We start from the raw sequence: 25,808 nt of genomic DNA, 5'->3' as shown, positions 1-25,808 counted from the left end.
TGCGAGAGACTTGAAAGTCGATGGCGGGTGAGGGACGCACCGGCGGAAGGGCTCCCTCCCCCCTTGCGGGGGAGGGGCGGGGAGAGGGGTGCCGCTTGCTCCGCTGTCAGTTGCAGGCGTGAGCACTGCGCTCGCTATTGATCGCGATCCTCAATGCGGAGGCTCGCGCGCGCTACTTCTTCTTCGCGCCGACGCGCTCGATGGACTTGATCTCGAGCGGCGGGCGGCCGCCCTTTTCGGCGATCTCGCGGTCCTGCTCGCGCAGGAAGGCGCGCACCGGCTCGTCGCCGTCGAGCCCGCCAATGAGCTCCGACGGCACGCGGCGGTTGGAGCGCTGCGAGCCGTCCTCATAGAAGACGTTGAAGAAGGCGAATTCGCCTTTGGGATTGGTCCCGGGTTTTTTCGGCATGCGCGGCTTGTCCTCGATCGGGGCGCCGCTGTCAAAGCAAATCGCCCGCGCCCGCGCGCCGGTCTGCCCTGCGCGATGGGGTTGCGTGCGGCCCTTGCGCAACGTTGGGCGCAGTTCGGCCCGGCACGCGCTCGCGGCGCCCGTCCGGTCACATCAACGACATATACGGCTTTAGCCCTCGAACAGCACGAACGCCGCCCACACGCTCGCGTCGCCCGCGCCTGCGACCTTGGCGTCGCGCGCATCGCGCCTGGTCTGGCGCAGCGCATCGGAATAGGTCAGGCCATCCGCCAGGTGCTCGTAGAACCGCACGGTAAAATTCGCGGTGCCCTCGTCGGCGACCGGCCACAGCGTCAGCAGCGCGCGCCGCGCGCCGGCGATGCCGAGCGCGGTCGGCAGGCCGCGCAGACCGCTGACGAAGCTCTCGTCGCCGCGGCCGGTTTCGCAGGCCGACAGCACCAAAAGATCGAGCCCGGACAGGTCCCAGTCCATCAATTCGAAGGCATAGAGATAGCCGTCGTTCTCGTCGCGCAGCGGAAATCGGCTGTCGCCGGCACCCGACAGCACGATGCCGCTCTGCCACAGCGTGTCGAGGCCGGATGCCGTGCCGTCGCGATAGAAGCCGTGCGTCGCCAGATGCGCGATGCGCGCCTTGCCGATCGCCGCGCGCAGCGTGCCTTCGCTGACGCCGCGCCCGGTCAGCATCTCGACCGGCGCGCCGCGCGCGCGGGCGAGCTTTGCGATCGCCTCGATCTCGGTCCGGGTCGCGGGCAGGGGCATCGGCCCCGGCTCGCCATATTCGATGCCGCCGGCGAGCAGCATCGAACCCCGCTGATCGAGCGTCTCGCGCGCATGGATCGCGATCAGCGCATCGGGGCTGGTCAGCATCCGGATCGTGAACTTGTCCTCCAGCAGGCCGCTGCCACTGCCGGGCAGCAGCGCGAACGGCACCGCAAACAGGAAGCCGTCAGGCACGACATAGAGCGTGGTCTTGTCCTTCAGCAGCGGCTCGAGCGGCGCGAACAGCCGCGCCCGGAGATTCTGGAAGCGGCCCTTGACGTCGGGCGCGTGCGCATCGGGATCAGGCATGGTGGCCCGCGTCGCGCGCAGCCGGGCGATCTCGGTGCGCACGCCGGTGTCGATCATCCGGCCGGGATCGCCGAGATCGACCACGCGCGGCTCGCTCGTTGCGGTCTCGACGATGGCGTAGAGCACGGTCGCCGCCAGCGGCGCACTCGCCTGGCGATCCGCCTTCCATTGCCGCGTGATGAAATAGTTGACGACGGCTTCCTGCGACGCGAGCAGCTGCGAGGGACGGATCTGGTCTTGCGGCAGCTTCGCACCGATCGCATCGAGCCGCTTCTGCAGCGCCTTCTCGGCCGCGTCCTGCCGCTGCCACACCGATCGCGCCCAGTCGTCGATATTGCCCGACGAGAACAGCTCCTGCTTCTCGCCGTTGAGGCGGAGCGCCGCGCGGACGAGCGTCGCGGTCTCCGCGTCCTTGCCGGCCATTTGCGTCTCGAGCCGGCGCAGCGCGGTAGCGTCGCCGCCGCCGAGCGTCTTCCAGCGCAGCACCGCGGCGGCGAACGCCGGCTGCGCCACCGATGACCCGGCCCCGGTCGCGAAGCGGCCGAACGCGAACAGCAGGTGATCGGCATGGGCGCGGATCGCTTCGGCGACGGCGCGGTCGCCCGATGTGCCGACCTCGCGCTTCATCCAGTCGAACATCTCGCGGTCCAGCGCGGCGAACGCCTGCACCGCACGGGTCGGATCATCAGCGATCAGCGCGGTCGCGATGCCGAGCCTGATCTCGAAGCTGATCGGATGCTGCGCCGTGAAGGCGCGGGTCGAGATCGCCAGCGCGGTCTCGCGCAGCCGCATCCCCTTGTCCCGCTCGCCGCGCTGCTCGCGTTGGCCGGCAGCCAGCACCGCGGATTTGATGCGCAGGAAATCCGCAAAATTCGCCTCATTGGCGACGATCGCCTCCAGCCGCGCCAGATCGGCCGGCGCGATCGCCGCGTCGCCGGCGGCGAGCATGTCGGTGTAGAACAGCCAGGCATCGGCCTGTCCGGCAAAGCTCGGATCCTTCGGCGCCATCGCGGCCGCGATCGCGCGGTGGCGGCGAAAATAGCGGCGGGCGTCGTCGAAGCGGCCGAGATTGAGGAAATCCTGGCCGGCATTGTTGACCGTCACCAGCGTGTTGAGATGGTTCTCGCCATAATGTTTGGCGCGCTTCTCGATCGCGAACAGGTCGAGTTCGAGCGCCTTCGCCGGCGCGCCGATCTCGCGCAGCATGTCGGCATAATTGTTGGCGAGCTTCCAGGTGGTGCGGTGGTCGGGCCCCAGCGCCTTCTCCGCGCGCTCGAAATTGTGCCGGCCCAGATTCGTCGCCGACGCCGCCGAGCCGTTGGCGGACAGCGCGACCGCGAGCTTGTCGTTTGCGATCAGCGATTCCTCGGAGCCTTCGCCCCAATAGACGTTGAACGCCGCGATCGCCTTCATGTAGAGCGGAACGGCTTCGGCGATCCTGGCTTGGTCGGACAGCAGGATCGCGTACATCAGCAGCACGTCGGCATTGCCGGGCGGCCTCTGCGCCGCCGCCTTGCTCTGGAACGCGCGCACAAACAGTTTTTCGGCGAGGTCGTCGCGCTTGATCGCGCGCAGCGTCGCGGCCGCGTCGAAATACTGCTCCATGACGAACTGCGCGTCGTCGAGCCCGTCGGCGGCGTCGAGCGCGGCGTTGAGCTGCGCAGTGCCGGCGTCGATCTTGCCGCTGCGCGTCAGCGCGATCGCGTTCTTGATCTGCGCGGTGATCGCTTGCGTGCTGCCGCCACCTTGTGCTGGGGCACGCCTGGTGGGGCCGCTCTGCGCGGCGGCGGTGTCGATCGTTGCGGTCAAAACAGCGCCGAGCGCGAGCACGACACCGATCGATGCGGCGGCGGCCCTGCGCGCGCGTGCGAAACCCAAGGCGAAACCCAAGGCGAGACCCAAGGCGATCGTCATCTGCAGCACATCCTCATCCCCAAACGCGTCACCGGATGGCGTCCCCAACTGACGGCGGCGTTGCAGCCGGCGTGGCTGGCTTTAGTGGCGCGGCTTTGCATGAACAAGACAGCGCGGCCGGCCGCGTGGCGGAAGCGGCTTGCCCGGCCCGTGCTTCTTGGTCGCGGCCGGCGGCTTCGGCGTTCATGCGTAGTGTCCGCAAATGCTGGCCTGTAGTGCGTTGCTCGCCAGCGCCGACCGCCGCTTGCAGGCGACCGACAGACAAGCCATCGGATGATGTTACCGCCGGGAGGCCGGCCAGCCTGCCGTTCGCGCAGCGGCGAGGGAATCGCTGGCCGCGGAGCCGCGCGCGGCGGCGCACTTTGCCGGCAGCCGTCTTTCGCATCGGCGCGCAAACGAACGACGGCCGAAAGCCGAGCTTTTTCTGACCATCGTCACTTGCGTCATGCCGTCCGATTCGCGTATGAGGCGCATCCTTCTCTTTCTACAACCCTTCCTTCGAGAACGATCACCGATGTCCAACGCCACAATCGACGCCAACAAGGCGCTCGTGCTCGCGCATTACGACGCCGTGACCAATCGCCTCGATCCCGATGCGATCCGCGCGCAACTCGCGCCTGACTTCTTCGACCACGCGGCGGGCAAGCGGCTGAGTGCCGAGGACGTGATCGCGCATTCGGCCGCGATGCACGAGACCTTCGCCGACCTGTCGGCGGTGGCGGAATGCCTGGTGGCCGAACGCGACATCGTCGCCGGCCGCTTCGTCTGGCGCGGCCGGCACCGCAGCCCATGGCGCGGCATTCAACCAACCGGCCGCCACGTCGAATTCCGCGGCATGACGTTCTGGCGGATTCAGGACGGCAGGATTTCCGAGCGCTGGGCGGAGATCGATTTTGTGGGACTGGAGCGGCAGCTCAGGGATTGATCGTCAGCTACACCTTCGTCAGTTGATCAACGTAGGGAGATTTGGCCGCGCGGCTGATGAAGGCGTAACTGCCCGCCAAGGATGGAGTGTGGTGCCGGCACTTTGACTGCCTAGTTTGCTCCATGGCATGATCGGCCATTCGAAGCAGGGGGATTTTTGCATGCTCAGGTGTCGTTTGGCGGTTGTGTTCGGCGCCTTGCTGCTTGCCACCCCCTCCTACGCCGCGCGCTGCGGCGGCAGTTTTCCCGCTTTCGTCCAGTCGTTTTCGCAGGAGGCGGCCGCGGCCGGCATCCAGCAGGACGTGATCTCGGCTGCGCTCGGCGGCGTGCAGCAGGATGGCGGAGTGCTCGCCTTCGACCGGCGGCAGCGCTACACCTTCAACAAGACGTTCGAGCAGTATGTCGCGACCCGGGTCGGGCCCGGGCGCATCAATGGCGGCCGCGCGATGCTGCAGCGGCACGCCGCGCTGCTCTCGAAGATCGAGCAGCAGTATGGCGTGCCGCGCCAGATCCTGGTCGCGATCTGGGGGCTCGAGACCGATTTCGGCAAGGGCGACATGGGCAAGCTGCCGGTGTTCCGCGTGCTCGCGACGCTGGCGCATGATTGCCGCCGCACCGAGCTGTTCCAGGGCGAGCTGCTCGCCGCGCTCAAGATCGTGCAGCGCGGCGACCTCCGTCTGAATGACATGATCGGCGCCTATGCCGGCGAGATCGGCCAGACCCAGTTCCTGCCGTCGTCCTACATCAAGTACGGCGTCGATTTCGACGGCGACGGCCATGTCGATCTGCGCCACTCGGTCGCCGACGTACTGGCCTCGACCGCGAACCTGCTGCACACCAGCGGCTTCAAGATGGGCGCGCCCTATGGCGAGGGCACTGCGAATTTCGAGGCGATGCGCGAGTGGAACAGGGCGGTGATCTATCGCAAGACCATCGGGTATTTTGCCGATCAGCTTGTGGGGCGGTGAGGAACATCCCGCCCGGTCATTCCGGGGCTCGCAAAGCGAGAACCCGGAATCTCGAGATTCCGGGTTCAGCCCTGCGGGCTGCCCTCAGATGCGCAATTGCGCATCGGGGAATGACGGAATGAGAGTTCGGGTGTTTCCATGGAAACCATCGGCAGCCAAAAGATCTGGTCGTTCTTCGACCGCCGCGGATGCCAGGTCGCGAAGAACGCGGCGGTGCGGGAGGGGCCGGGCCATCGCGTCGGTTCTTATCTGGAGCTCGCCACCAAGATCGCCGAGCTGCAATTCCTCAACCGCGATCATGTGCTGCTGTTTCGCGGCCAGGGCGCCGACTACAGGAACATCAAGCGCAACTCGTCGCTGAAGCCGACCCTGTTTCGCGGCGGCCGCGGCAATCCCGATCAGGCGACGCTGGTCGGGCGGTTCGATGCGCTGCAACGCGCCGAGCGGATCCTGATCGCCGAATATGCCCGAGAAAAGCTGCTCGGGCTCGAGCGGTTGAAGCGGCATCGCATCCTGCGCTGGTCGATCCTGCAGCATTACGAGGTCTGCACCACGCCGCTGCTCGACGTCACCCATTCGATCCGCATCGCGGCCTCCTTTGCCTCGCTGGCGGAGACCGGCACCGCCTTCCTCTATGTGCTCGGCGTGCCGAATTTGAGCGGCGCAATCACCGCGAGCGCCGAGGCCGGCCTGCAGATCGTGCGGCTCTCCAGCGTCTGCCCGCCGTCGGCGGTGCGCCCGCATATCCAGGAGGGCTATCTGCTCGGCGAGTATCCGGAGATGTCCGGCACCGAGCAGAAGGAAAACTATTTTCCCTACGAGATGGATTTCGGCCGGCGGCTGGTCGCAAAATTCTCGTTCGCGCCGGCGTCGTTCTGGAAGAACGACAATTTTCCGCAGGTGGCGAAGAGCGCGCTCTATCCGTCGGAGAAAAGCGATCCGCTGTTCCGGCTGGCGCTCGGGGTGAAGAGGCAGCTGGGCGGTTGAATTGCAACGGTCGGGCAGATCGTGCCGCGAGAAGATGAACTGGGTCGTCAATCACGGTTGTCATCGCCCGGCTTGACCGGGCGATCTAATACGCCGCGGCCTCTCGGCTCAAGCATGGGCGCCTCTGGAATACTGGATCACCCGCTTTCGCGGGTGATGACACCTGATTAGCCAGCGACGCCGCGCAGTCAACCAGCCCTCGCGGCATCGCGCGCGATCCGCCGGGCCGCCGTCTTCTCCATCATCCGTTGCATCGTCTTCCAGTATCTCGCCGGGCGGAAGCGTTGCAGCAGGTCCATGAAGTATGCGTCCTTGCCGATCAGGATGCGCGGCTGGTTCTTCTCGATGCCGGCGATGATGCGCTGCGCGGCCGCGGTCGGCGTGGTCCTGGCCAGTGCGTCGAAGCGCTCGATCGATTCGGCGCGGCGCGCATTGTCGGTGATGCCGGTGCCGGCGCGCGAGTTGCGCGCGATGCTGGTGGCGACGCCGCCGGGATGCACGACGGACAGACGCACCGGGCTGTTCGCCACCGCAAGCTCGTGGCGCAGGCTTTCCGAGAAGCCGCGCACAGCGAACTTGGCCGCGCAATAGGCGCTCTGGCCGGGCGGGGCGATGATGCCGAAGATCGAGGAGATGTTGACGATATGCGCCTCGCGCTGCCGCGAAAGCTGCGGCAGGAAGGCGCGGGTCCCGTGCACCACGCCCCAGAAATTGATGTTGAACAGCCACTCCATCTGCGCCTGATCGAACTCGCCGAACTCGCCGAGCAGCGCGACGCCGGCATTGTTGACGACGATGTTGAGCGAGGGATGCGCCGTAACGGCGGCCTCCGCGAACGCCGTGATCTGGTCCGGCTCGCTGACGTCGAGGCGGTGCACGGTGACCTTGCGCGGGCTCGCTTTCGCGATCTCCGCGGCGGCGGCCTGCAGGCCGGCCTCGTCGCGGTCGGCGATCGCCAGATCGCAGCCGCGCAGCGCCAGTTCATGCGCGAGCGCGCGGCCGATGCCGCTGGCGGCTCCGGTCACGGCAGCGGCGGATCCAGAGATCGCGGTCATGTCAGGTGAGCTCCATCTCAACGGGGGTAGTGGTTGCAAAGCGGGGAACACGGCATTTCCACGCTTTTCTCAAATTGGAACTGAACCATCCAGTGATTTTAGGCATTTAACCTATGTTACGCGCTCGAACCGAACCATTCAAACCAAGGGAGCCACCCATGGGACAGTCAAAGCCCTATCGTGCGAAGGCCCTGGTGGTTGAGGACGACCCGATGCAGCGCGAGATGATCGGGCTGCTGCTGGAGGAAAGCGAGTTCGAGGTCATCGCCTGCGAGAGCGCCGAGGCCGCCGAACTGGTGTTGCAGGGCAACGGCGACAACGTCGTGCTGATGATGACCGACGTCGAATTGGCCGGACACATGACCGGCGTCGAGCTCGCTTATGCCGCGAAGAAGTACAGACCCGATCTCGACGTGATCGTCACCTCGGGCAAGCCGCTGCGGCAGTGCCTGCCGGACGGCGCCTTGTTCTGGGCCAAGCCGTGGGCGCCGCTGGACGTGATCCGGGTCGCCGAGATGAAGGCGTCGGAGCTTTCGCATCGCGGATGGCGCAGGTCATCGTAACGGGGCGTCGGCGCGGGCGCCGGGCGGAGGCCCGGCAGCCGCTTCCGCCGTCCCCGTCGCCGTGATATTGGCGGACGATGTCGCGCCCGCCGAGGATTTGAAGTGACCTTTGAAGTGACCTGGTCCTTTCTGCTGACGACGCTGATCGTGGTGGCCTCGCCCGGCACCGGCGTGCTCTATACGCTGGCGGTGGCGCTGACCCGGGGGGCGCGCGCGAGCGTGGCGGCGGCGTTCGGCTGCACGCTCGGGATCGTGCCGCAGATGATTGCGGCGATGCTCGGACTCGCCGCCATCCTGCACACCAGCGTCGTGGCGTTCGCGGCGCTGAAATGGGGCGGCGTCGTCTATCTGCTCTACATGGCTTGGCAGGCGCTGCGCGAGCGCGGCGCGCTCGCCGTCGACACCGAGATCAAGCCGCGCTCGCGCCGGCGCGTGATCGTGACCGCGATCCTGATCAACATCCTCAACCCGAAGCTGTCGATCTTCTTCCTGGCCTTCCTGCCGCAGTTCATCGCGGTCGACGAGCCGCATCCGCTGGCGCGGATGGTCGAGCTAAGCGGTGTCTTCATGGCGATGACCTTCGCGGTGTTCGCGGTTTACGGGCTGTTCGCCGCCTCGGTGCGCGACCGCGTCATCACCCGGCCGAAGGTGATGGCCTGGCTGCGGCGGAGCTTCGCCGCGGGCTTTGCCCTGCTCGGCGCCAGGCTCGCCTTCGCGGAGCGCTGACGTCGCGGCCGCCACGCCCTGACGCAGGCAATAAAAAAGCAGGCGCTGCGCCTGCTGCCTTTGCGCCCCGTTCGTTCGGGGCCGATCGATGTAGGGCCGGTGAATTCGAGGTTGACGTCGCTGCGACCGGTTGTCCCGGTCCGGGTGCCCGGGCAGGGCAAGCGCCGCTACCCGGGCTGGAATTCGTTACTTCTTGGCGGCCTTCTTCTTGGTGGCCTTTTTCGCCTTCGCCTTCTTCGCCTTCTTCGCTTTCTTAGCCATAGTATCCTCTCAGGGTTTCATGGATTGAACGCGACTCCGAGGCATGCTTGGCGGAGGGCCAGCCTCGCAACATCCTCGATATCAAACTCAGCAGATTCGGAGGCTGCTGCCGCGTGCTGTCACGGCGCCGTCATCGTGTTATCCACAGCTGTTACGTGTTTTCGTCAGTTTTTTCGCAAAGCGCGGCGCATGTCGCGCGCCGCGTCGTCGTCGCATCCGTCATGCTTAACGATGCGCAAACGGCGGATGCGCAGATCTTCATCAATTCAAAACCACGGCACGGATTGCCACGTTGCGGGTGACGCTCCGTTAAGCGGCGCGGCCGCATGCTCGTCCGCAAGACAACGGGGATTGTCATTTGAGGAAACGCCCGGAGGGGGCAGACGGTCATTTCAGGAGAGGCGAGGCCGATACGGGCCTCGAACAGGGGCGATGTTGAGCGTTCCGACGCTTTGGACGGTGTTCATTATCAATTTTCTCGCGCTCGGGCTGATCTGGGCCTATGTCGCGCGCAGCTATCCTGCTTTCGGCGCGGCGCGGTTCTGGACCGCATCCGCCTTGGTCGCCTCCGCCGGCGCCACCTGCGCGATGCTTCGCGTGATGCTGACGGACTCGCTGCTGCCGCTGCTTGCGGCGGGGACCTTGATGGTGTTCGCCGCCGGCCTTGCCGCGATGGGCATCGAGCGGTTCTACGACAAGCCCGCGACCTGGCGCGCCACCCTGCTGACCACGGCGCTGGCCTTCGCCGGTCTCGGCACCTTCATCTTCGCCTATGACAGCATGCCGATGCGCATCCTGGTCTACACCATTGCCCAGGTCACGCCGTTCGCGCTGACGCTGAAGCTGTTGCTGTCGTCCGAGAACGGCCGCGTCAGCCCCGGTGCCCGGCTCGCCGGCATCGTCGCCTCCGTGCTGATCGGCATCTACGCGCTGCGTGCTGTCGGCGCGCTGCTGCAGCCCGGCGAGTTCTCCTTCGTCCGCTTCTCCGCGGGGCAGTCGCTGGTGATCCTGCTGATGGTGTTCCTGTCGATGGCGCTCAATTTCGGCTTCCTGCTGATGGCGATCGACCGGCTGCGCAACGAGGTCGCCGACCTCGCGCTGCTCGACGATCTCACCGGCGTCGGCAACCGCCGCCATCTCTTGCAGCGGCTGACCGAGGAATGCGCGCGTTCCGACCGCAACGGCGAGGCGTTTGCGCTGCTGGTGATCGACCTCGACGGCTTCAAGGGCATCAACGACACCCACGGCCACGCCGCCGGCGACGCCTGCCTGCAGCATTTCACGCTGATGGCGCAGACGCGGCTCCGGCCGGGCGACATGCTGGCCCGCACCGGCGGCGACGAGTTCTGCATCGTGCTGCCGTCCTCGACGTTGCGCGAAGGCGCGATGATCGCGCGCCGCGTGCTCGAGGTCTGCCGCGCCGATGCCGAGCAGTGCACCGGCAAGGACATCCCGATCGCGGTCTCGATCGGCGTCGCGCAATGGACCCGCGAGATCGGCCTGCATCCCGATCGCCTGGTCGCCGCCGCCGACCACGCGCTCTACGACGCCAAGAAGGGCGGCAAGAACGGCTATGCGACCTACGAGCCGAAGGCGCCGGAGATGGCCGATCCGCTGGAGGCGACCCTGCGCAAGCGCGCCTGAGCGTGCTAACGAGGGACCGAACGACGCCGGGATTTCCGCAATGACGCCTCGCCTGCTCGCCGCGCTCCCTGCGCTGGTCCTGTCCTCCGCCGTATCAGCCCAAACCCCCGATCTCGCGGCTATCGCACGATCGCAAGGCACGCCCGAGATTCCCGGCTTGAAGATGGTCTGGCTGGCGCCCTGGGGCGACGTCGCCAAATCGCATCCCTGGCGCAACATCATCGTGCACCAGACCGAGGGGCCGCAGGGCTCGGCGCGATACGGCGCCGAAGCGCAGCACAAGAACCCGACCCGGCGCGGCGTGATGGTCTGGGTCGAAACCGACGGCACGGTCTACTGGGCGGTCGCCGACAACCTCGTTCCGACCCACACCGACGGCGCCGATCGCAACGACAACAAATACATCGACAACAGCAAGACCTATCACCTGGTGAACAAGGACACGTCGATCGGCGTCGAGTTCGCCGGCAATTACCCGGACGTCACGACCGGCCCGACCGACGCGCAGATCGCTACCTGGCGGGTGCTGGTGAAGCTGCTGCGCGCGCGTTACGGCATTCCGGCGGAGCGCGTCTACGCGCACAACTGGATCGACTTCAAGGACGCCCGCTACTGCGAAGGCTGCGCGCTCGCGACCATGGCGCGGCAGTGGGGCGAGTAGGGCGCCCGCTTTCGGGGACGAAGCGGACACCCGATCCGGCGTCGGGGATATCGCCTTCTGACCCCTGTCGGAAGTCGATGGGCCCAATCCGGCCGTCTACCGTCGACAGTTATCGGAGCCATTCGCCGGATCGAATGCCCCGCGGGTCAATGTCTCGGTGCGAGGCGACGTAGTCGATCTCTCCGCGCGTGGTGCCGATGTCCATCAGCTCCGCGTCGCTCAGGTTGGACAAGGTGGCGCGCAATTCCTGGCGTTCGCGGCGCTCCCGAAGGGCATCCCAATATTTCCAGATGAAGCTGGAGACATGCCGGGTCGATAGGGATGTCCGTTCCAGCCACGTTGTGCCATGCGTCGAGCTCATCGCGCAGTCTCCATGGGATGGTGTCTCTTCCACGGCTTTAGCGCTCCCCTGTTGCCACCATGGTGTCAGGAGCCGTCATAGCCGGCACGAGGATGCCGCGAGGGCGGCGGGTATGCTTGACCGGCGGCTTACATTTTCCTCACCTGCAGCTTATTCTTGCGGTTTCCAGCCGGCCCAAAGCGTTACCCGGTTATCGGGGGCTCTCATCCAAGGGGATTCCAGGGGGATTCGCATCTTGCGCTATCTCTTCGAGGATTACGCATTCGACCCTGACCGGCGCGAATTGCATCGTGGGGCGGACGTCGTCCGCATCGCACCGCAGGTGTTCGATCTGCTCGATTATCTGATCCGCAACAGGGAGCGCGTCGTCAGCAAGGACGACCTCATCAATGCCGTTTGGAATGGGCGCAGCGTTTCGGATGCAGCACTGACGACCCGGCTGAATGTCGCCCGAAGCGCAATCGGCGATTCCGGGGAGGAACAGCGACTGATCAAGACGTTACCACGTAAGGGCTTCCGTTTCGTCGGACAGGTGCAGGAGGTGCGAGAGGTTGCAGGTCCGGATCCGGGCGATACGCCCGAGAGCGCCCCTGCGGTACCCGACAAGCCCTCCATCGCCGTGCTGCCGTTCGCGAACATGTCTGGCGATCCAGAGCAGGAGTACTTCGCGGACGGAATGGTTGAGGAGATCACGACCGCGCTTTCGCGGTTCAAATCGCTGTTCGTGATCGCTCGCAATTCGAGCTTCACGTTCAAGGGCAAAGCGGTCGACATCAAGGAAGTCGGGCGCAGGCTTGGAGTCCGCTATGTCCTTGAGGGGGCCGTGCGCAAGGCTTCGGGGAAAGTTCGCATCACGTGCCAGCTGATTGAAGCGGCCACCGGCGCACACATCTGGGCGGACAGGTTTGAGCGTGACCTGACAGACGTTTTCGCGCTGCAGGACGAAGTCACGCTCGCCGTTGTCTCGGCTATCCAGCCAACGTTGTTTCAAGCCGAAATTGCAATGGCGTCGCGGCGGCGCCCGGAAGACCTCACCGCATATGATCTTTATCTCCGGGCAATACAGCAAGCCGTCCGATCGACGCGCGAAAGTTTGGCCGAGGCGCTCCGACTGGCCCAGCGCGCCCTGGAGCTTGACCCTGGGTTTGCTGCTGCGGCAGCTTTGGCAGGTGCCTGTCATTTGGAAAACGTGCTTAGGGGCTATGCGATCGACCAACAATTCGAACGCAAGGCAGCCCTTCGGCTTATGCGCCTGGCATTGAGCCTCGACGATCAAGATCCAGGCACGTTGGCAACTGCTGCATTGATCTCGGCTCTTTTGGTCGGCGATTGTGAGGCTGAGATTGAGATGGCCGATCGGGCGGTGGCGCTCAACCCAAATTCATATAACACATGGAACCGCAGAGGCTGGGTCTATAAGATTGCGGGGCAGCCGGAGGAAGCGATCCGGAGCTTTGAACGCGCCATGCGAATGAGCCCGGTGGACCCGCTACAATTCACAGCGTTAACCGGGATGGGATTTGCCTTTATTGAGCTTCGGCGCTTTGACGAGGCCATCGTTGCAGGGAAGAAATCGCTGCGTCAGAACCCTTCCTATACAGGAGCATACCGCTGCCTCGCATCCGCTTTCGCCCATCTCGGACGGGACGCCGAGGCCCGTGAAGCGGCAGCCGGTATGCTTGAGCTCGACCCTACTTTCACAATATCGTCGTGGATCGCTCGGAGCCGGCTATCAAGAACTGCGAACCTGATGATCGAGGGTTTTCGCAAAGCGGGGTTGCCCGAATGAGCCGCGCTCGTCCGCATCGACAGGCTGATCGATAGGGCGCGATTTGCCGCGGGGCATGCGCGGCATTTCCGGAACCGGCGATCGAATGTGGACGATGGGTGTTGCAGCCAGGAGCCGGCGTTAACGACGCTTGGCGATTTCCAGCCTGAGCGAAATCATTTCGAGGCTTGTTAAAATTTGCCGGGTATCCCTTCCGGGCACAGCGAGCAGGGGAGAGGTATGGGCAAGCGGGCCAAACGTGGAAAGATCGAAACGCTCACCCTGCCGGTCGCCGGAAGAGTTGTCGTTGGCGTCGTGGCCGCTGCCGCATTGGGGTACGGTTTGCTGTCGCGGCCGGCAAGCGTTCAACCGACACGGAAGCAAGCCGCGCACCAGGTGCCGGCGCCATCTGGTCCGACGCCGTCGTCTCCCATTCACGTCGCCGCGCCGGTTCAGGCTCCAGCGCCAGCTCCGGTCCCAATCCCGGTCCCCGCACCCCGGATCGAAACACCAAAAGCCGCTGACGCTCCCGGACGACTTGTTCGGCAGGTGGTTGATTACGTCAGTCACCAGCCGCCGGGCACCGTCGTCATCGATACCGGAAACACATTCCTCTATCTCGTTCTGAACGGCGGGCAGGCGATGCGCTACGGCATCGGTGTCGGCCGCGAAGGTTTCACATGGTCCGGCGAACAGGTCGTGGCTCGCAAGACGGAATGGCCGGATTGGCGTCCGCCTGCAGAGATGCTTTCGCGCCAGCCTTATCTGCCGCGGTTCATGGCGGGCGGTCCCGGCAATCCGCTCGGCGCCCGGGCGATGTATCTGGGCGATACCGAATATCGAATTCACGGCACCAACAAGCCCGATACGATCGGGAAGCGGGTTTCGTCCGGCTGCATCCGGCTGACCAATGACGACGTCGTGGACCTCTATGATCGGGTGAAAGTCGGAGCGAAAGTGATCGTGCTTCCGGCACAAGCTGCCCATCGACCATCCCCGGGCGCGCCGCCCGACGCCGGCCTCTCGTCGCAGGACCCGGCGCCGCCATCGAACCGGCCCGCGGCAGTCAACGCGCAGTCGCAGTTATCTCGACCGAAGATGGCCGACGCCCAGTAACTCAATTCCTCTGTCCTCATTAAAATCCGGAACGGCCGCTTTCGGGGACGAAGCGGAAACCCGATCCGACCTCGGGGATATCGCCTTCCGACCCGAAGCGGTCCTGCACGCGGATGGCGTGTCGTCGCGTGCGCCATCCGCTCCTGCAATCGATCTGTTGCGAAGAAAAGAGCCTTAGGCCTTCAGGATCCGTGATCCGCATGATGGCGACCACATTCCCATCGTTGTACGCCTGTTCTTTTGTTTCCTTGTTGCAGGTCCAGACAAAATCTTTCTTGCCCGTAAAGGTCTTTCGCCCCTGCTCAAGCCGAAGCTCCCCTTCGGTGATATGGCAGATCATGGCGTTCATCATCGGGGGACCCATGGTCTTCGACTCCGGCTGCATAATGACATCGCGCATCGAGACCGTCTTGAATCTCGGGATCAGGGACGGTGTCTCGCCTTCATATTCACGCACCACGACACCTGGCCAAGGTGCCGTATCGTTGTAGCCCGTGGCTTGCGCCTCGGCGGGCTTGATCATGGCAGTCGAAACCGCTGCCAACGCGATTCCCAGTGCGGACCTTCGATCGACCTTCCTTATCGCTTTTCTCCCGACGTTACCGAACGAGCCGCCGCAAATGCAGCGCGCAAGGTTCGTGGTGAACGGTGGTGCGAAACCGAAAAAAGAACGGCCTCTAGGAGAGCGTGCCTGCCGATAGCACCAGTGCTGCTCGTTTGCCCGGACAGTGATTTCGGCGCGTCCCGTTTCAAGGGCCGTGACATTCTACGTCACCCGACGCATCCGGGGAACAGGTGGCGTTGCACGAAGACACTGCGGCCTGTCAGGAATGTCCGAAATTGGCCCCTTAGCCGACATGAACCAAGTTTGCCTCGCTTGTTCGCGTCCGAGGCTGATGCGGACATTCGTCGGCAGGCAAATTGATGGGCATACGTCCAGTGCTTCCCGGAATGCTGCCCCCGAAGGCCGTCCCGCTTTGATCTAGATCAAGATCGCCTTAATCGAGTGAGTGTCACCTGTATCAACTTCAAGGGGGCCATGCGGCACCGCGGCATTCGTGGGCCGAACAGAGGCCGAGCGCGCAGATTGGGATGTTGGACCACGGTCCGACATCACGCGAGGGTTTTGCCACGTAGCGTGGAAAGATCGGCTGGGAGGTGAACACCTTGCGAGCGAAGCTCAAGCGCACGCGCGATATCGCCATTTGCGATGGTCCGTCAGATATATCGAAAAAAATGATCTGCATACCCGGCGGGACGTTCCGCATGGGATCGGACAAGCATTTATTCGGAGGAGGCGCCGGCACACCTTCGATGCATCAGTCGAGGAGCTTCCTAACGCATCATAAACAGGAGAGCGTAGCCATGTTGAGTTCTGTATTGCCCGACGAGCCGTCGCCCCCTACTGGAACGCCGCCCCGCAAGACATCTGGCTGGCTCAAGGGGGCCTGCGCCTCGTTGCTCAGCACGACGATGCTGATGGCCTTGTCCGGTCCGGTCAGCACACCGGCGTTGGCGCAAAACCAGCAAAAACCAAACATTCTCTTCATCATGGGTGACGACATCGGCTGGATGCAGCCGAGTATCTACCACCGCGGATTGATGGTCGGGGAGACGCCGAATATCGATCGCATTGGCAACGAAGGCGCGATGTTCACGCACTACTACGCTGAGCAGAGCTGCACGGCCGGGCGTACGGCCTTCTTAACAGGCATGCAGCCCGTTCGCGTCGGCATGGTCTTGCCGGAAATTCCCGGTAGCCCATCCTATCTGCGGACGGGGACGCCGACACTTGCCAAGTTCCTGCTCGATCTCGGCTATACCACCGGCGAGTTCGGCAAGAACCATCTCGGCGACCACACCGAGTCGCTGCCGGCTGCGCAAGGCTTCCAGGAATACTGGGGCTATCTCTATCACCTCGACGCCATGCAAGGGGTGAGCTTCCCCGACCTCAACAAAACCGCGACCCAGCAGACCCTTGCGCCGCCATGCAAGAACACGCCGATCCCCGGCGTGGCTGAGGTCCCCGGCGCTGTAGATCCCAGGACCACGGTTTGCCTGACGCCGCCGCGTCCGATGCTCGCCTGCAAGTCCTCGGACGGCACCGCAAAGAACATGACCTGCAAGGATGAGGGTCCGCTGACTCTCGAGCGATCCAAGACCGTGGACGAAGAAATCTCGGCCAAGGTCGTCGACTTCCTCGATCGCAACGACCCGAAGAAGACCAGCAAGCCGTTCTTCGTCTGGTACAACCCGGCACGCATGCACATCACGACCGTGCTGCCGGACAAGTATCTGACCATGGTGGGCGAGCCTGGCGGCAAGGATTGGGGCGTCAACGAAGCCGGCATGAAGCAGATGGATGACAACATCGGCGTGGTACTGAAGAAGCTCGAAGACATGGGCCAACTCGACAACACGATCGTCGTCTTCACCACCGACAACGGCGCCGAGACCATCACCTTCCCGGACGGCGGCGTCACACCGTTCAAGGGCGGCAAGCTGAGCACCTGGGAGGGCGGCATGCGCGCTCCGATGGTGATTCGCTGGCCCGGCGTCATCAAGCCCGGCACGGTCAAGAACGAAATGTTTTCCGCCCTCGACTGGCTCCCGACCCTCGTCGAGATCGCCGGCGGGCCCAAGGGCGACGCACTGAAGCAACAGGTCGAGGCCGGCTATCCTAATATGGTCAAGACCACCCTCGACGGTGTTAATCAGATCGACTATCTGAGCGGCAAGTCCGACAAGTCGGCCCGCGACCACTTCCTGTATTACTCCGGCAAGGAGCCGTCGGCGGTCCGCTACAAGAACTGGAAGATGTACTTCGCGATGGTGTCGGACTCGCCAGCTGGCTTCATTGCCGGTGTGCAGCCCTACTCCTGGACCCAGGTCGTCAACATCAAGCGCGATCCTTTCGAAACCTCCGTTGGTACACAGCTGAAGACGTTGTTCGGCATGGCCGGGGCTATTGCTTCTCCGTCTACTGCCTACGTCTATGATTGGAACATGCTGCCGATCGGCCAGCAGCTGTGGCTGAGGCACCTAGAGACCTTCATCAAATTCCCGCCGCTGCAGGACCCGGCCAGCTACAACCTGGAGCAGGTCATGCAGCGAGTGAAGGACATGAAGACGGCCGGCCGCAGCGACTAATGGCAACATCTGGCCGCGATTGAGAACAACAGAGGCGGCCGGCGCGAAAGCGCCGGCCGCCTGTCCCCGGGCATCCAGAAACTCCACGAGAAGCGCAAGATGAGGCTTTCAACGAAGAAGGATTGGAAGCGGATTATCTTTGCATTCGAATAGGTGAGATGGAGCGCTCCGAAGCGTGCCCAAAGAACTAGCGATGTCAGCTTGTGGCCCCGAAACCGACATGACCAAGTGCGCCTCGCGTGTCCGCTCCCGAGGCTGATGCGGACATTTGTCGGCAGGCGGACTGATCGAGGCGCGTGCCGAGCCCCACTTTGCAAACAATAAAAAAGCCGGCGTTGCCGCCGGCTTTCGTGTCTCTTGGTTCGTCGCAGCGCGATCAGTGCGCGGCTTCGAGCGCGGCTTCCTGCCGGGCAATCGTGCCCTTGACGGCCGACTGCACCTTCTCGAACGCGCGGACCTCGATCTGCCGCACGCGCTCGCGCGACACGCCGAACTCGGCGGCGAGGTCCTCCAGCGTCATCGGCTCATCCGCCAGACGCCGCGCCTCGAAGATGCGGCGTTCGCGCGGGTTGAGCACGCCGATCGCACCGTTCAGGGCCTGGCGGCGATGATCGAACTCCTCGCTCTCGGCCATCAGGGCTTCGGCGTTGGGCGAGTTGTCGACCAGCCAGTCCTGCCATTCGCCGGCTTCGCCGTCGTCGCGGATCGGGGCGTTGAGCGACGCGTCACCGCCGAGGCGGCGGTTCATGTCGATCACGTCCTGATCGGTCACGCCGAGGCGCTTGGCAATCAGCTTGACCTGGTCGGGGTGGAGATCACCCTCTTCCAGGGCGGAGATCTTGCTCTTCGCCTTGCGCAGGTTGAAGAAGAGCTTCTTCTGGTTCGCGGTGGTGCCCATCTTCACGAGCGACCAGGAACGCAGAATGTACTCTTGTATCGACGCCTTGATCCACCACATGGCGTAAGTGGCGAGACGGAAGCCCTTCTCGGGTTCGAATCGCTTCACCGCCTGCATCAGGCCGACATTGCCTTCCGAGACGACCTCGGAGATCGGCAAGCCGTAGCCGCGATAGCCCATGGCGATCTTGGCCACGAGCCTGAGATGGCTGGTGACGAGCTTATGCGCCGCGTCGCGATCGTCATGCTCGCGCCAACGCTTGGCGAGCATGTACTCCTGCTGGGGTTCCAGCATCGGGAACTTGCGGATCTCGGCGAGGTATCGAGAGAGGCCGGATTCTCCATTGAGGACCGGCAACGTAGCTGTACGGGCCATTTGAGCGCCCTCCAGTGGTTCAGACCCCCGATAGCGGCGGGCCCGGCAGGTGGCCGCTGGGTTAAAGCCGGCCATGCTGCGATGTTCCGCGCTGGATATTCAGCGCAGGTGCAACATACACCAAACTGTCCGTGATAGGGAAGGATTGCTGACGTCACGTCCCCGTGTGGCAGGTATAACCTGTTGTCATAACGTGGCTTTTCTGGAAGGGGTGCGTCATACCGCCGCTTCCAGCGCCCGCTGCAGAAGAAACAAATCCTCCGGCAAAGGCGCCTCCCAGTGCAAAAGTTCTCCGGTCCGGGGGTGCTCCAATGCCAGCAGATAGGCGTGCAGCGCCTGCCGGCCGAGGTCGGTGAGTGCGTCCTTACCTTCCGCGCCGAGTTGTCCTGCCTTGGTCTTGAAGTGGGCGCCGTAGACGCTGTCGCCGAGCAGCGGATGGCCGAGATGGGCGAGGTGCACCCGGATCTGATGGGTCCGCCCGGTCTCGAGCCGGCACGCCAGCAGCGAAGCGACCGGCTTGCCGTCGCGGCCGGCAAAGCTCGCGAGCACTTCGAAATGGGTGATCGCCTCGCGGCCGCCCTGGCGCACCGCCATCTTCTCGCGGGCGTGCGGGTGGCGGTCGATCGGCGCGTCGATCGTGCCGTGGGGCCGGTTCGGCACGCCCCAGACGAACGCCATGTAGCCGCGCTCCATCGGGCCGGTGCGGCCATGGTCGGCGAACTGCGCGGTCAGCGACTGGTGGGCGTGGTCGTTCTTGGCGACCACCATCAGTCCCGTGGTGTCCTTGTCGAGGCGGTGCACGATGCCCGGCCGCTTGACCCCGCCGATGCCGGACAGGCTCGCGCCGCAGTGGGCGATCAGCGCGTTGACCAGCGTGCCGCTGGCGTGGCCGGCGGCGGGATGCACGACGAGGCCCCTCGGCTTGTCGATGACGATGATGTCGTCGTCCTCGAACACGATGTCGAGCGCGATGTCCTCGCCTTGAGGCTCGGCGGGCGCGGCCTCCGGCACGTCGATTATGATCGTATCGCCCTTGGCGACATGATAAGCGGGGTCGCGGACGACGGCGTCCTTGACGGTCACGGAACCGGCGAGGATCAGCGCCTTCAGCCGGGACCGCGACAGTTCGGGACTGCGCTGCGCGAGCACGCGGTCGAGCCGGGCCGAGCCCTCGTTGCCGGCGACGACGACCTCCAGCTTCCGACCGCCATTCGAAGAGACTTGTTGCGAAGACACTTGCAAAGATAGAGCCTTGTGATGACCAACACCGCTGTGACCGAACCGACCCCCGACCAGGCCGCGCTGATCGCGCGGGTGCGGCGCATGATGCTGATCGCGGGCCTGACCTCGGCACTGGCCGTGGCCGTCGTCTTGATTGCCATCGGCTACCGCCTTTATCGCAGCGAGGGAAGCCCCGTTTCCGTTTCCGACGTCACTGCTGCGCTGCCGAAGGGCGCCCGCATCGTCGCCACCGGCGTCGCCGGCGAGCGATTGATCCTCACGCTTGACGTGGGCGGTGCAACAGAGATTCGCACATTTGATGCAAAGACGCTGAAACCTGTCGGCAGGCTGAGCTTCGTCAACGAACCCTGATCGCAGCAATCGCGAAGCCGCGCCGTCGATCAACCGAAAGCTGCAGCGTATTTTTTGCGCATGCGTTCGCGCATCGAGAAGGTGTGTCGCCATCTTTTCGGCCGAGTTGCACGTTCAGCTTGCGCCATGTCGCGATCCAACTCCAACGCTTCCATCGAACAGTCCGGTGAATCCGATGCGGCAGGGTCGTGCGCCGACCCGACGCGCCGCGCGGTGTTGACCGCGCTCGCGAGCTGCGCCTGCCTCGCCGCGATCGAGCCCGCGGCCGCCGATGACGACGAACAGCCCGGCGCCAATGAGCGGCCGCAAAAAGCCGATCGGCTCGTGCGCGCCGAGGGCGACAAGGCGGGCCAGGTCATCAAGTCGGAAGATCTGACCTTGGGCGGCCCGCCGATTCGCGCCTGGCCGCAGGACCCGAACACCTCGGTGGTCCGCAAGGGCTCGCGGCTGAACGAGGTCGTGCTGGTCAAGCTCGATCCAAACGAACTCGACGATGCCACGCGCGCCCGCGCCCCTGACGGCATCGTCTGCTACTCGGTCGTCTGCACGCATGCCGGATGTCCGATCACCGCCTGGTTGAAGGAAGAGCAGGGCGACAAGAACGTCCTGAAATGCCTCTGTCACAACTCCGAATACGATCCGCGGCAGAATGCGCAGGTCGTGTTCGGGCCGGCGCCACGTCGCCTCGCGGCATTGCCGCTGACGGTTGCCGACGGCGCGATCACGGTCGCAGCGCCATTCGTCGGAAAGGTGGGTGCTCAGCAGGGAGGATGAGGCCACATCGGGATTTCTGCATGACCTAAACTGAAAAAATCAAAACAGAGCAGGGAGGTAGCATCTCATGACAAGCAAGCAGTGGTTACTGTCGAGTTGTGTCGCATTCACGTGCCTCATTTCGACCTATGCCGTCGCGGGGCCGATCGAAAACTACAGTTCGGTGACCTCGGCGCGTCTCGAAAATCCCGAACCCGGCAACTGGATGCTGTATCGCCGGACCTATGACGGACAGGGGTATAGTCCGCTCAACCAGATCAACACCTCCAACGTCAAGGACCTCAAGCCGGTCTGGACCTTCTCGACCGGCGTCATCGAGGGCCATGAGGCGCCGCCGATCGTCAACAACGGCGTGATGTTCGCCGCGACCCCGATGGGACAGGTGATCGCGCTCAACGCCAAGACCGGCGAGGAATATTGGCGCTACAAGCGGCAGCTTCCCGACGATCTGTTCCAGCTGCATCCGACCAGCCGCGGCGTCGGCCTGTGGCAGGACAAGGTCTACTTCGCCACCACCGACGACCATGTCGTCGCGCTCGACGCCAAGACCGGCAAGGTGGTCTGGGACACCAAGGTCCAGGACTACAAGAAGGGTCAGTACCTGACGCTGATGCCGCTGGTGATCGACGGCAAGGTGATCGTCGGCGGCTCCGGCGGCGAGTTCGGCGTGCGCGGCTATGTCGTCGCCTACGATGCCGAGAGCGGCAAGGAGCTCTGGCGCACCTTCACCATCCCCGGCGAAGGCGAGCCCGGGCACGAGACCTGGAGCGGCGACGACTGGAAGTCGGGCGGTGGATCGGCCTGGATGACCGGCACCTACGACAAGGACAACAAGACGATCCTCTGGGGCGTCGGCAACGCTGCGCCCTGGCCGGGCTCGGCACACGCCGGCGACAACCTCTACACCAGCTCGGTGATCGGTCTCGATCCCGAGACGGGCAAGATCAAGAAGCACTTCCAGTATCACCAGAACGATTCCTGGGACTGGGACGAGGTCGACGCGCCGATGCTGGTCGACCTGCAGCGTGACGGACGGTCGTTCAAGAGCCTGATCCACCCGGGACGCGACGCGATCTTCTGGATACTCGAGAACAAGCCCGACAAGATCAACTACGTGTCCGGCTGGCCGTTCGTGAAGACCAATGTCTGGAAGGGCATCGAGGCCGAGACCGGCCGGCCGATCGTCGATCCCGAGCACAAGCCGGTGCTCGGCAAGCGGGTCGAGTTCTGCCCGTCGCTATGGGGCGGCAAGGATTGGCCGTCGGCGGCGTACAGCCAGAGCACCAAGCTCGTCTACGTTCCCGCCAACGAGAACTTCTGCGGCGGCTTCACGGGCGAGAAGCAGCCGCTGGTGCCCGGCCAGCTCTGGCTCGGCACCAAGCCGGAGGACATCGGGCTGACGCCGGCACCGAACGCCGATCATTTCGGCGAGTTGCAGGCGTGGGATCCGGCCACCGGCAAGAAGGTCTGGCAGCACGACTTCAAGACCTCGCAGCTGTTCGGATCGGTGACGGCGACCGCGGGCGACCTGGTTCTCGCCGGCGGCACCAATGACCGGATGTTCCGCATCTTCAACGCCAAGACCGGCGAGCTGTTGTGGGAGCAGAAGACCAACTCCGGCATCATGGCGATGCCGATGTCCTATGAGGTCGACGGAACGCAATACATCGCGGTCCAGTCGGGCTGGGGCGTCGACGCGCAGCGCATCCAGGACGCTCTGGCCGGCAAGGTCAAGGGCTTCGAGAACAACGTCCCGCAAGGCGGCGTGATCTGGGTGTTCGCGCTCGACAAGAAGTAAGCGCGCGATCTGGAGCGCGATCCGATTGAATCGGATCATGCTCCCAAGCCTTTGTTGGACTCAGCGACAGGGGGCGATGCGATCGGGAAGCGGCGGATGGGGAGACCGCCGCTTCCCGGTCTGCGCTTGCGTTACTTGCCCTTGGTGTCGACCTTCCGCTTCTCGTCGTCGTTCATCTGCTTGATCGTGGGATCGTGGCTCGCTTCCCCGGTGGTCTGGCCTGTGGTCGACGGCGGGCCGCTGCTCGGAACCGACGTCTGGTCGGGCAGGACCTTGGCCGGGCGCGTTGCGGTCGCTTTCGGCGGCGAGTCCGACTGTGCGAGCGCAGCCTGCGTCGCAAAGAGAAAGACGCCCGCAGACAGGGCTGCCGCGAGCGTCCCGAATGTTTGAGGTGAGGTTCTCATCGATCTGCTCCAGTGGACCGATGAGAACGACCTATCTCGCCTGACGTTCCAGCTTCACGTCTCCAGCTGCTTGCCGATCGGCAGGGCGCGGATGCGCTTTCCGGTCGCGGCAAAGATCGCGTTGATCAGAGCCGGCGCGAACGGCGGCACGCCGGGCTCGCCGACGCCGCTCGGCGGGGTGTCGGCGCCGGGCGGCACGATGTAGACGTTGGTGATTACAGGCGACTCGTCCATCCGGATCACCGGGAAGTCGTCGAAATTGCCCTGCTGCACCTTGCCGTCCTTGAAGCTGATCTCGCCATATTTGGCCAGACTCAGCCCCATGATCGCAGCGCCCTCGATCTGCGAGTGGATCCGTTCCGGATTGACAAAGGTGCCGCAATCGATCGCGGTGTCGACCCGCGGCACCGAGAACTTGCCCTTGTCGTCGACCGCCACCTCGACGATGGTCGCGATGTAGCTGACGAAGGAGCGGTGCACCGCGATGCCGAGGCCGTGGCCCTTCGGCACCTTGCGGCCCCACTCGCCCTTGTCGGCGACCAACTCGACCACCTTGCGTAAGCGCGCGGTGTCGATCGGGTAGCTGTCATAGGGCTCGCCGTAGTTCCAGGGATCCTTCACCGAGGACAGGTTGACGATCCGCGGGCTTCCGATCAGCTCCAGCAGCATCTCCTTCTGGTCGCGGCCCGTCGCATGCGCGATTTCCCCGACCATGGATTGCACCGCGAAGGCGCGCGGGATGTTGGAGACGGAGCGGAACCAGCCGATCCGCGTGAACGCGGCCGCTTCCGGATTCTCGCATTGCAGGTTGGCGATCTCGAACGGGTTGTCGATCAGGCCCATGCCGAGCTCGAACGGCGCCTCGTGATTGGCGCCGGCCGCGAAGGTCGAGGCGATAGTCGGCGCCACGCTGCGGTGCCGCCACGCAATCACCTTGCCGCTCTTGTCGAGACCGGCCTCGATCCGTTCCACCGAGACCGTGTGCAGGAAGTCGTGATGCACGTCGTCCTCACGCGTCCATTGCACCTTGACCGGCGCGCCGAGCTCCTTCGACAGCAAGGCCGCCTCGAGCGCGAAGTCGCATTTCGACTTGCGGCCGAAGCCGCCGCCGAGCAGCGTCACGTTGACGGTGACATTGTCCTCGGGGATGCCGAGCGTCTTGGCGACATCCTCGCGGGTGCCGCCGGGGCTCTGCACCGGCGCCCAGATCGTGGCCTTGTCGCCCTTGACGTCGGCGACCGCGACCGGCGGCTCCATGCTGACATGGGCGAGATGCGGCAGGTAGTATTCGCCGGTTATGACCTTGTCGGCGCTCTTCAACGCCGCATCTACGTCGCCTTCCTTGCGCACCACGAGGCCGGGCTTTCGCGCGGCTTCCTCGAGCGAGGCACGATAGGTGACGGAGTCGTATTTGGCGTTGGCGCCGTCGTCCCAGACGATCTTCAGCGCGTCGCGGCCCTTGATCGCGGCCCCGGTGTTGCGCGCGATCACGGCCACGCCGCCGAGCGGCTGGAACTTGGACGGCCAGGGCCAGCCCTTGACCTCCATCACCTTCTCGACGCCCGGCACCTTCTTCGCCGCGCTGTCGTCGAACGATTTCAGCTTGCCGCCGGTGACCGGCGGACGCGCGATCACGGCGTATTTCAGGCCGGGCAGCCGGACATCGGCGCCGTATTGCGCCTTGCCGGTGGTGATGTCGTGCAGGTCGACGATCGAGACCTGGCCCTTGCCGAGATAGCGGAAGTCCTTCGGGTCCTTCAGCTTGAGGCCCTCGATGCTCGGCACCGGCTCTTTCGCGGCGTCGGCCGCAAGTTCGCCGAAGCCAGCCTTGCGGCCGCTCGCGCTGTGCACCACCTCGTGGTTCTGCGCCTTCACTTCGGCGACCGGCACGCCCCATTTCTTGGCGGCGGCGGCTTCCAGCATCGAGCGCGCCGAGGCGCCGATCTGGCGCATCGGGATCAGGTAGTGCCGCGTGCTGCGCGAGCCGTCGGTGTCCTGGTTGCCGAACTTGACCTCGTCGCCATGCGCTTGCTGGACATGGACGCGCGACCAGTCGGCCTCCATTTCCTCGGCGACGATCAAGGGCAGGCTGGTGCGCACGCCGGTGCCCATCTCGGAGCGGTGCGCCAGGATGGTGACGATGCCGTCGGGCGCGATCGCGACGAACACGCGCGGATCGACCACGACGCCGTGCGGCATCTTGCCGGCGCCGGTCTCATAGGCGAACGCCTGGCGCGTCATCACGGGTGCGGCGAGCACGAAAGAGCCGGCGATGCCGAGCCCCTTGAGGATGCTGCGGCGCGAAACGTTCTCGACCTTCACGTGCTTCTCGAAGCCGCGAAGCTTGCTGGGGTTCGTGAGTATATTCAT

22 protein-coding genes are annotated in these 25,808 nt (G+C 64.6%); 13 read left to right on the top strand and 9 right to left on the bottom strand.

Translation table 11 applies throughout. From position 1 onward, the window contains the following. Nucleotides 1–172 precede the first annotated feature (172 nt). Together E2I15_RS24035 and E2I15_RS24030 are read right to left on the bottom strand one after the other, a co-directional pair. Nucleotides 173–409, bottom strand: coding sequence for a hypothetical protein (locus E2I15_RS24035; RefSeq protein WP_026192271.1), 237 nt, complete (start codon nt 407–409; stop codon nt 173–175). 171 nt (nt 410–580) lie between these two features. Further along, nucleotides 581–3,412 carry a CHAT domain-containing protein gene (locus E2I15_RS24030; protein WP_137482209.1) on the bottom strand — a complete coding sequence of 944 codons (2,832 nt, stop codon included), beginning with the start codon at nt 3,410–3,412 and terminating at the stop codon, nt 581–583. 514 nt (nt 3,413–3,926) lie between these two features. Here E2I15_RS24030 and E2I15_RS24025 point away from each other — a divergent pair. The 3 genes from E2I15_RS24025 to E2I15_RS24015 all read left to right on the top strand — a co-directional run bounded on the left by E2I15_RS24025 (nt 3,927) and on the right by E2I15_RS24015 (nt 6,291). Further along, nucleotides 3,927–4,337 (top strand): ester cyclase, encoded by a 411-nt coding sequence (locus tag E2I15_RS24025; RefSeq protein ID WP_170991694.1) that lies wholly within the window; start codon nt 3,927–3,929, stop codon nt 4,335–4,337. 160 nt (nt 4,338–4,497) lie between these two features. Next, a complete protein-coding gene (locus E2I15_RS24020) occupies nt 4,498–5,304 on the top strand; it encodes a lytic murein transglycosylase (protein ID WP_137482207.1) in 807 nt (268 codons plus the stop codon). A gap of 138 nt (nt 5,305–5,442) precedes the next feature. Continuing rightward, the gene (locus tag E2I15_RS24015) at nt 5,443–6,291 is read left to right on the top strand and encodes an FRG domain-containing protein (RefSeq protein WP_137482206.1); all 849 of its coding nucleotides are present in this window, start codon (nt 5,443–5,445) and stop codon (nt 6,289–6,291) included. A 188-nt stretch (nt 6,292–6,479) separates the two neighbouring features. Here the strand turns inward: E2I15_RS24015 and E2I15_RS24010 are convergent, their stop codons facing one another. After that, nucleotides 6,480–7,346 (bottom strand): SDR family NAD(P)-dependent oxidoreductase, encoded by an 867-nt coding sequence (locus tag E2I15_RS24010; RefSeq protein WP_137482205.1) that lies wholly within the window; start codon nt 7,344–7,346, stop codon nt 6,480–6,482. A 158-nt stretch (nt 7,347–7,504) separates the two neighbouring features. Between E2I15_RS24010 and E2I15_RS24005 the strand changes: the two genes are divergently transcribed. From E2I15_RS24005 to E2I15_RS23990, 4 genes are all read left to right on the top strand, one after another. After that, complete coding sequence (locus tag E2I15_RS24005) at nt 7,505–7,909, top strand: response regulator (protein ID WP_137482204.1); 405 nt, start codon at nt 7,505–7,507, stop codon at nt 7,907–7,909. Between the two features lie 114 nt (nt 7,910–8,023). Next, the gene (locus E2I15_RS24000; protein WP_137482248.1) at nt 8,024–8,635 is read left to right on the top strand and encodes a LysE family translocator; all 612 of its coding nucleotides are present in this window, start codon (nt 8,024–8,026) and stop codon (nt 8,633–8,635) included. 693 nt (nt 8,636–9,328) lie between these two features. Then, nucleotides 9,329–10,540, top strand: a complete 1,212-nt coding sequence (locus E2I15_RS23995) for a GGDEF domain-containing protein (RefSeq protein WP_137482203.1) — start codon at nt 9,329–9,331, stop codon at nt 10,538–10,540. 40 nt (nt 10,541–10,580) lie between these two features. After that, the gene (locus E2I15_RS23990) at nt 10,581–11,201 is read left to right on the top strand and encodes a peptidoglycan recognition protein family protein (protein WP_137482202.1); all 621 of its coding nucleotides are present in this window, start codon (nt 10,581–10,583) and stop codon (nt 11,199–11,201) included. A gap of 109 nt (nt 11,202–11,310) precedes the next feature. On the opposite strand, the gene E2I15_RS23985 is transcribed toward E2I15_RS23990, so the two are convergent. After that, complete coding sequence (locus tag E2I15_RS23985; protein WP_137482201.1) at nt 11,311–11,562, bottom strand: YjiS-like domain-containing protein; 252 nt, start codon at nt 11,560–11,562, stop codon at nt 11,311–11,313. A 235-nt stretch (nt 11,563–11,797) separates the two neighbouring features. Between E2I15_RS23985 and E2I15_RS23980 the strand changes: the two genes are divergently transcribed. Both E2I15_RS23980 and E2I15_RS23975 read left to right on the top strand, forming a co-directional pair. Continuing rightward, entirely contained in the window at nt 11,798–13,351 is a 1,554-nt protein-coding gene (locus E2I15_RS23980) for a winged helix-turn-helix domain-containing tetratricopeptide repeat protein (protein ID WP_246668269.1), read from the top strand. A 219-nt stretch (nt 13,352–13,570) separates the two neighbouring features. Beyond that, on the top strand, nt 13,571–14,446 hold the full coding sequence (locus E2I15_RS23975) for a L,D-transpeptidase (protein ID WP_137482198.1): 876 nt from the start codon (nt 13,571–13,573) through the stop codon (nt 14,444–14,446). A gap of 19 nt (nt 14,447–14,465) precedes the next feature. Here the strand turns inward: E2I15_RS23975 and E2I15_RS23970 are convergent, their stop codons facing one another. Next, nucleotides 14,466–14,969, bottom strand: a complete 504-nt coding sequence (locus E2I15_RS23970; protein WP_246668268.1) for a hypothetical protein — start codon at nt 14,967–14,969, stop codon at nt 14,466–14,468. Nucleotides 14,970–15,919: 950 nt separating this feature from the next. Here E2I15_RS23970 and E2I15_RS23965 point away from each other — a divergent pair. Beyond that, nucleotides 15,920–17,596, top strand: a complete 1,677-nt coding sequence (locus tag E2I15_RS23965) for an arylsulfatase (RefSeq protein ID WP_370143918.1) — start codon at nt 15,920–15,922, stop codon at nt 17,594–17,596. 376 nt (nt 17,597–17,972) lie between these two features. Here E2I15_RS23965 and rpoH read toward each other — a convergent pair whose 3' ends face one another. Continuing rightward, the gene (rpoH, locus tag E2I15_RS23960; protein WP_024581019.1) at nt 17,973–18,869 is read right to left on the bottom strand and encodes an RNA polymerase sigma factor RpoH; all 897 of its coding nucleotides are present in this window, start codon (nt 18,867–18,869) and stop codon (nt 17,973–17,975) included. Between the two features lie 216 nt (nt 18,870–19,085). Next, nucleotides 19,086–20,105: an RluA family pseudouridine synthase gene (locus tag E2I15_RS23955; RefSeq protein ID WP_246668267.1), complete on the bottom strand. Its 1,020-nt coding sequence runs from the start codon at nt 20,103–20,105 to the stop codon at nt 19,086–19,088. A gap of 21 nt (nt 20,106–20,126) precedes the next feature. Here E2I15_RS23955 and E2I15_RS23950 point away from each other — a divergent pair, with 21 nt between their 5' ends. The 3 genes from E2I15_RS23950 to E2I15_RS23940 all read left to right on the top strand — a co-directional run bounded on the left by E2I15_RS23950 (nt 20,127) and on the right by E2I15_RS23940 (nt 23,034). Then, on the top strand, nt 20,127–20,462 hold the full coding sequence (locus E2I15_RS23950; protein WP_137482196.1) for a hypothetical protein: 336 nt from the start codon (nt 20,127–20,129) through the stop codon (nt 20,460–20,462). A gap of 126 nt (nt 20,463–20,588) precedes the next feature. Then, entirely contained in the window at nt 20,589–21,236 is a 648-nt protein-coding gene (locus tag E2I15_RS23945; protein ID WP_137482194.1) for a QcrA and Rieske domain-containing protein, read from the top strand. 67 nt (nt 21,237–21,303) lie between these two features. Next, the gene (locus E2I15_RS23940) at nt 21,304–23,034 is read left to right on the top strand and encodes a methanol/ethanol family PQQ-dependent dehydrogenase (protein ID WP_016844869.1); all 1,731 of its coding nucleotides are present in this window, start codon (nt 21,304–21,306) and stop codon (nt 23,032–23,034) included. Nucleotides 23,035–23,165: 131 nt separating this feature from the next. Here the strand turns inward: E2I15_RS23940 and E2I15_RS23935 are convergent, their stop codons facing one another. Together E2I15_RS23935 and E2I15_RS23930 are read right to left on the bottom strand one after the other, a co-directional pair. Then, complete coding sequence (locus E2I15_RS23935) at nt 23,166–23,438, bottom strand: hypothetical protein (protein ID WP_137482192.1); 273 nt, start codon at nt 23,436–23,438, stop codon at nt 23,166–23,168. A gap of 54 nt (nt 23,439–23,492) precedes the next feature. After that, entirely contained in the window at nt 23,493–25,808 is a 2,316-nt protein-coding gene (locus E2I15_RS23930) for a xanthine dehydrogenase family protein molybdopterin-binding subunit (RefSeq protein ID WP_137482190.1), read from the bottom strand.

Origin of the sequence: Bradyrhizobium sp. BR2003 (assembly GCF_009720285.1) — a bacterium.
GTDB lineage: Bacteria > Pseudomonadota > Alphaproteobacteria > Rhizobiales > Xanthobacteraceae > Bradyrhizobium > Bradyrhizobium elkanii.
This window is presented reverse-complemented; position numbering and strand designations above follow the sequence as displayed.

Coding starts and splice junctions, on each gene's coding strand:
- E2I15_RS24035 (WP_026192271.1), bottom strand. CDS start 409: ATGCCGAAAAAACCCGGGACCAATCCCAAAGGCGAATTCGCCTTCTTC.
- E2I15_RS24030 (WP_137482209.1), bottom strand. CDS start 3,412: ATGACGATCGCCTTGGGTCTCGCCTTGGGTTTCGCCTTGGGTTTCGCA.
- E2I15_RS24025 (WP_170991694.1), top strand. CDS start 3,927: ATGTCCAACGCCACAATCGACGCCAACAAGGCGCTCGTGCTCGCGCAT.
- E2I15_RS24020 (WP_137482207.1), top strand. CDS start 4,498: ATGCTCAGGTGTCGTTTGGCGGTTGTGTTCGGCGCCTTGCTGCTTGCC.
- E2I15_RS24015 (WP_137482206.1), top strand. CDS start 5,443: ATGGAAACCATCGGCAGCCAAAAGATCTGGTCGTTCTTCGACCGCCGC.
- E2I15_RS24010 (WP_137482205.1), bottom strand. CDS start 7,346: ATGACCGCGATCTCTGGATCCGCCGCTGCCGTGACCGGAGCCGCCAGC.
- E2I15_RS24005 (WP_137482204.1), top strand. CDS start 7,505: ATGGGACAGTCAAAGCCCTATCGTGCGAAGGCCCTGGTGGTTGAGGAC.
- E2I15_RS23995 (WP_137482203.1), top strand. CDS start 9,329: ATGTTGAGCGTTCCGACGCTTTGGACGGTGTTCATTATCAATTTTCTC.
- E2I15_RS23990 (WP_137482202.1), top strand. CDS start 10,581: ATGACGCCTCGCCTGCTCGCCGCGCTCCCTGCGCTGGTCCTGTCCTCC.
- E2I15_RS23985 (WP_137482201.1), bottom strand. CDS start 11,562: ATGAGCTCGACGCATGGCACAACGTGGCTGGAACGGACATCCCTATCG.
- E2I15_RS23975 (WP_137482198.1), top strand. CDS start 13,571: ATGGGCAAGCGGGCCAAACGTGGAAAGATCGAAACGCTCACCCTGCCG.
- E2I15_RS23970 (WP_246668268.1), bottom strand. CDS start 14,969: ATGATCAAGCCCGCCGAGGCGCAAGCCACGGGCTACAACGATACGGCA.
- E2I15_RS23965 (WP_370143918.1), top strand. CDS start 15,920: ATGCTGATGGCCTTGTCCGGTCCGGTCAGCACACCGGCGTTGGCGCAA.
- rpoH (WP_024581019.1), bottom strand. CDS start 18,869: ATGGCCCGTACAGCTACGTTGCCGGTCCTCAATGGAGAATCCGGCCTC.
- E2I15_RS23950 (WP_137482196.1), top strand. CDS start 20,127: ATGACCAACACCGCTGTGACCGAACCGACCCCCGACCAGGCCGCGCTG.
- E2I15_RS23945 (WP_137482194.1), top strand. CDS start 20,589: ATGTCGCGATCCAACTCCAACGCTTCCATCGAACAGTCCGGTGAATCC.
- E2I15_RS23940 (WP_016844869.1), top strand. CDS start 21,304: ATGACAAGCAAGCAGTGGTTACTGTCGAGTTGTGTCGCATTCACGTGC.
- E2I15_RS23935 (WP_137482192.1), bottom strand. CDS start 23,438: ATGAGAACCTCACCTCAAACATTCGGGACGCTCGCGGCAGCCCTGTCT.
- E2I15_RS23930 (WP_137482190.1), bottom strand. CDS start 25,808: ATGAATATACTCACGAACCCCAGCAAGCTTCGCGGCTTCGAGAAGCAC.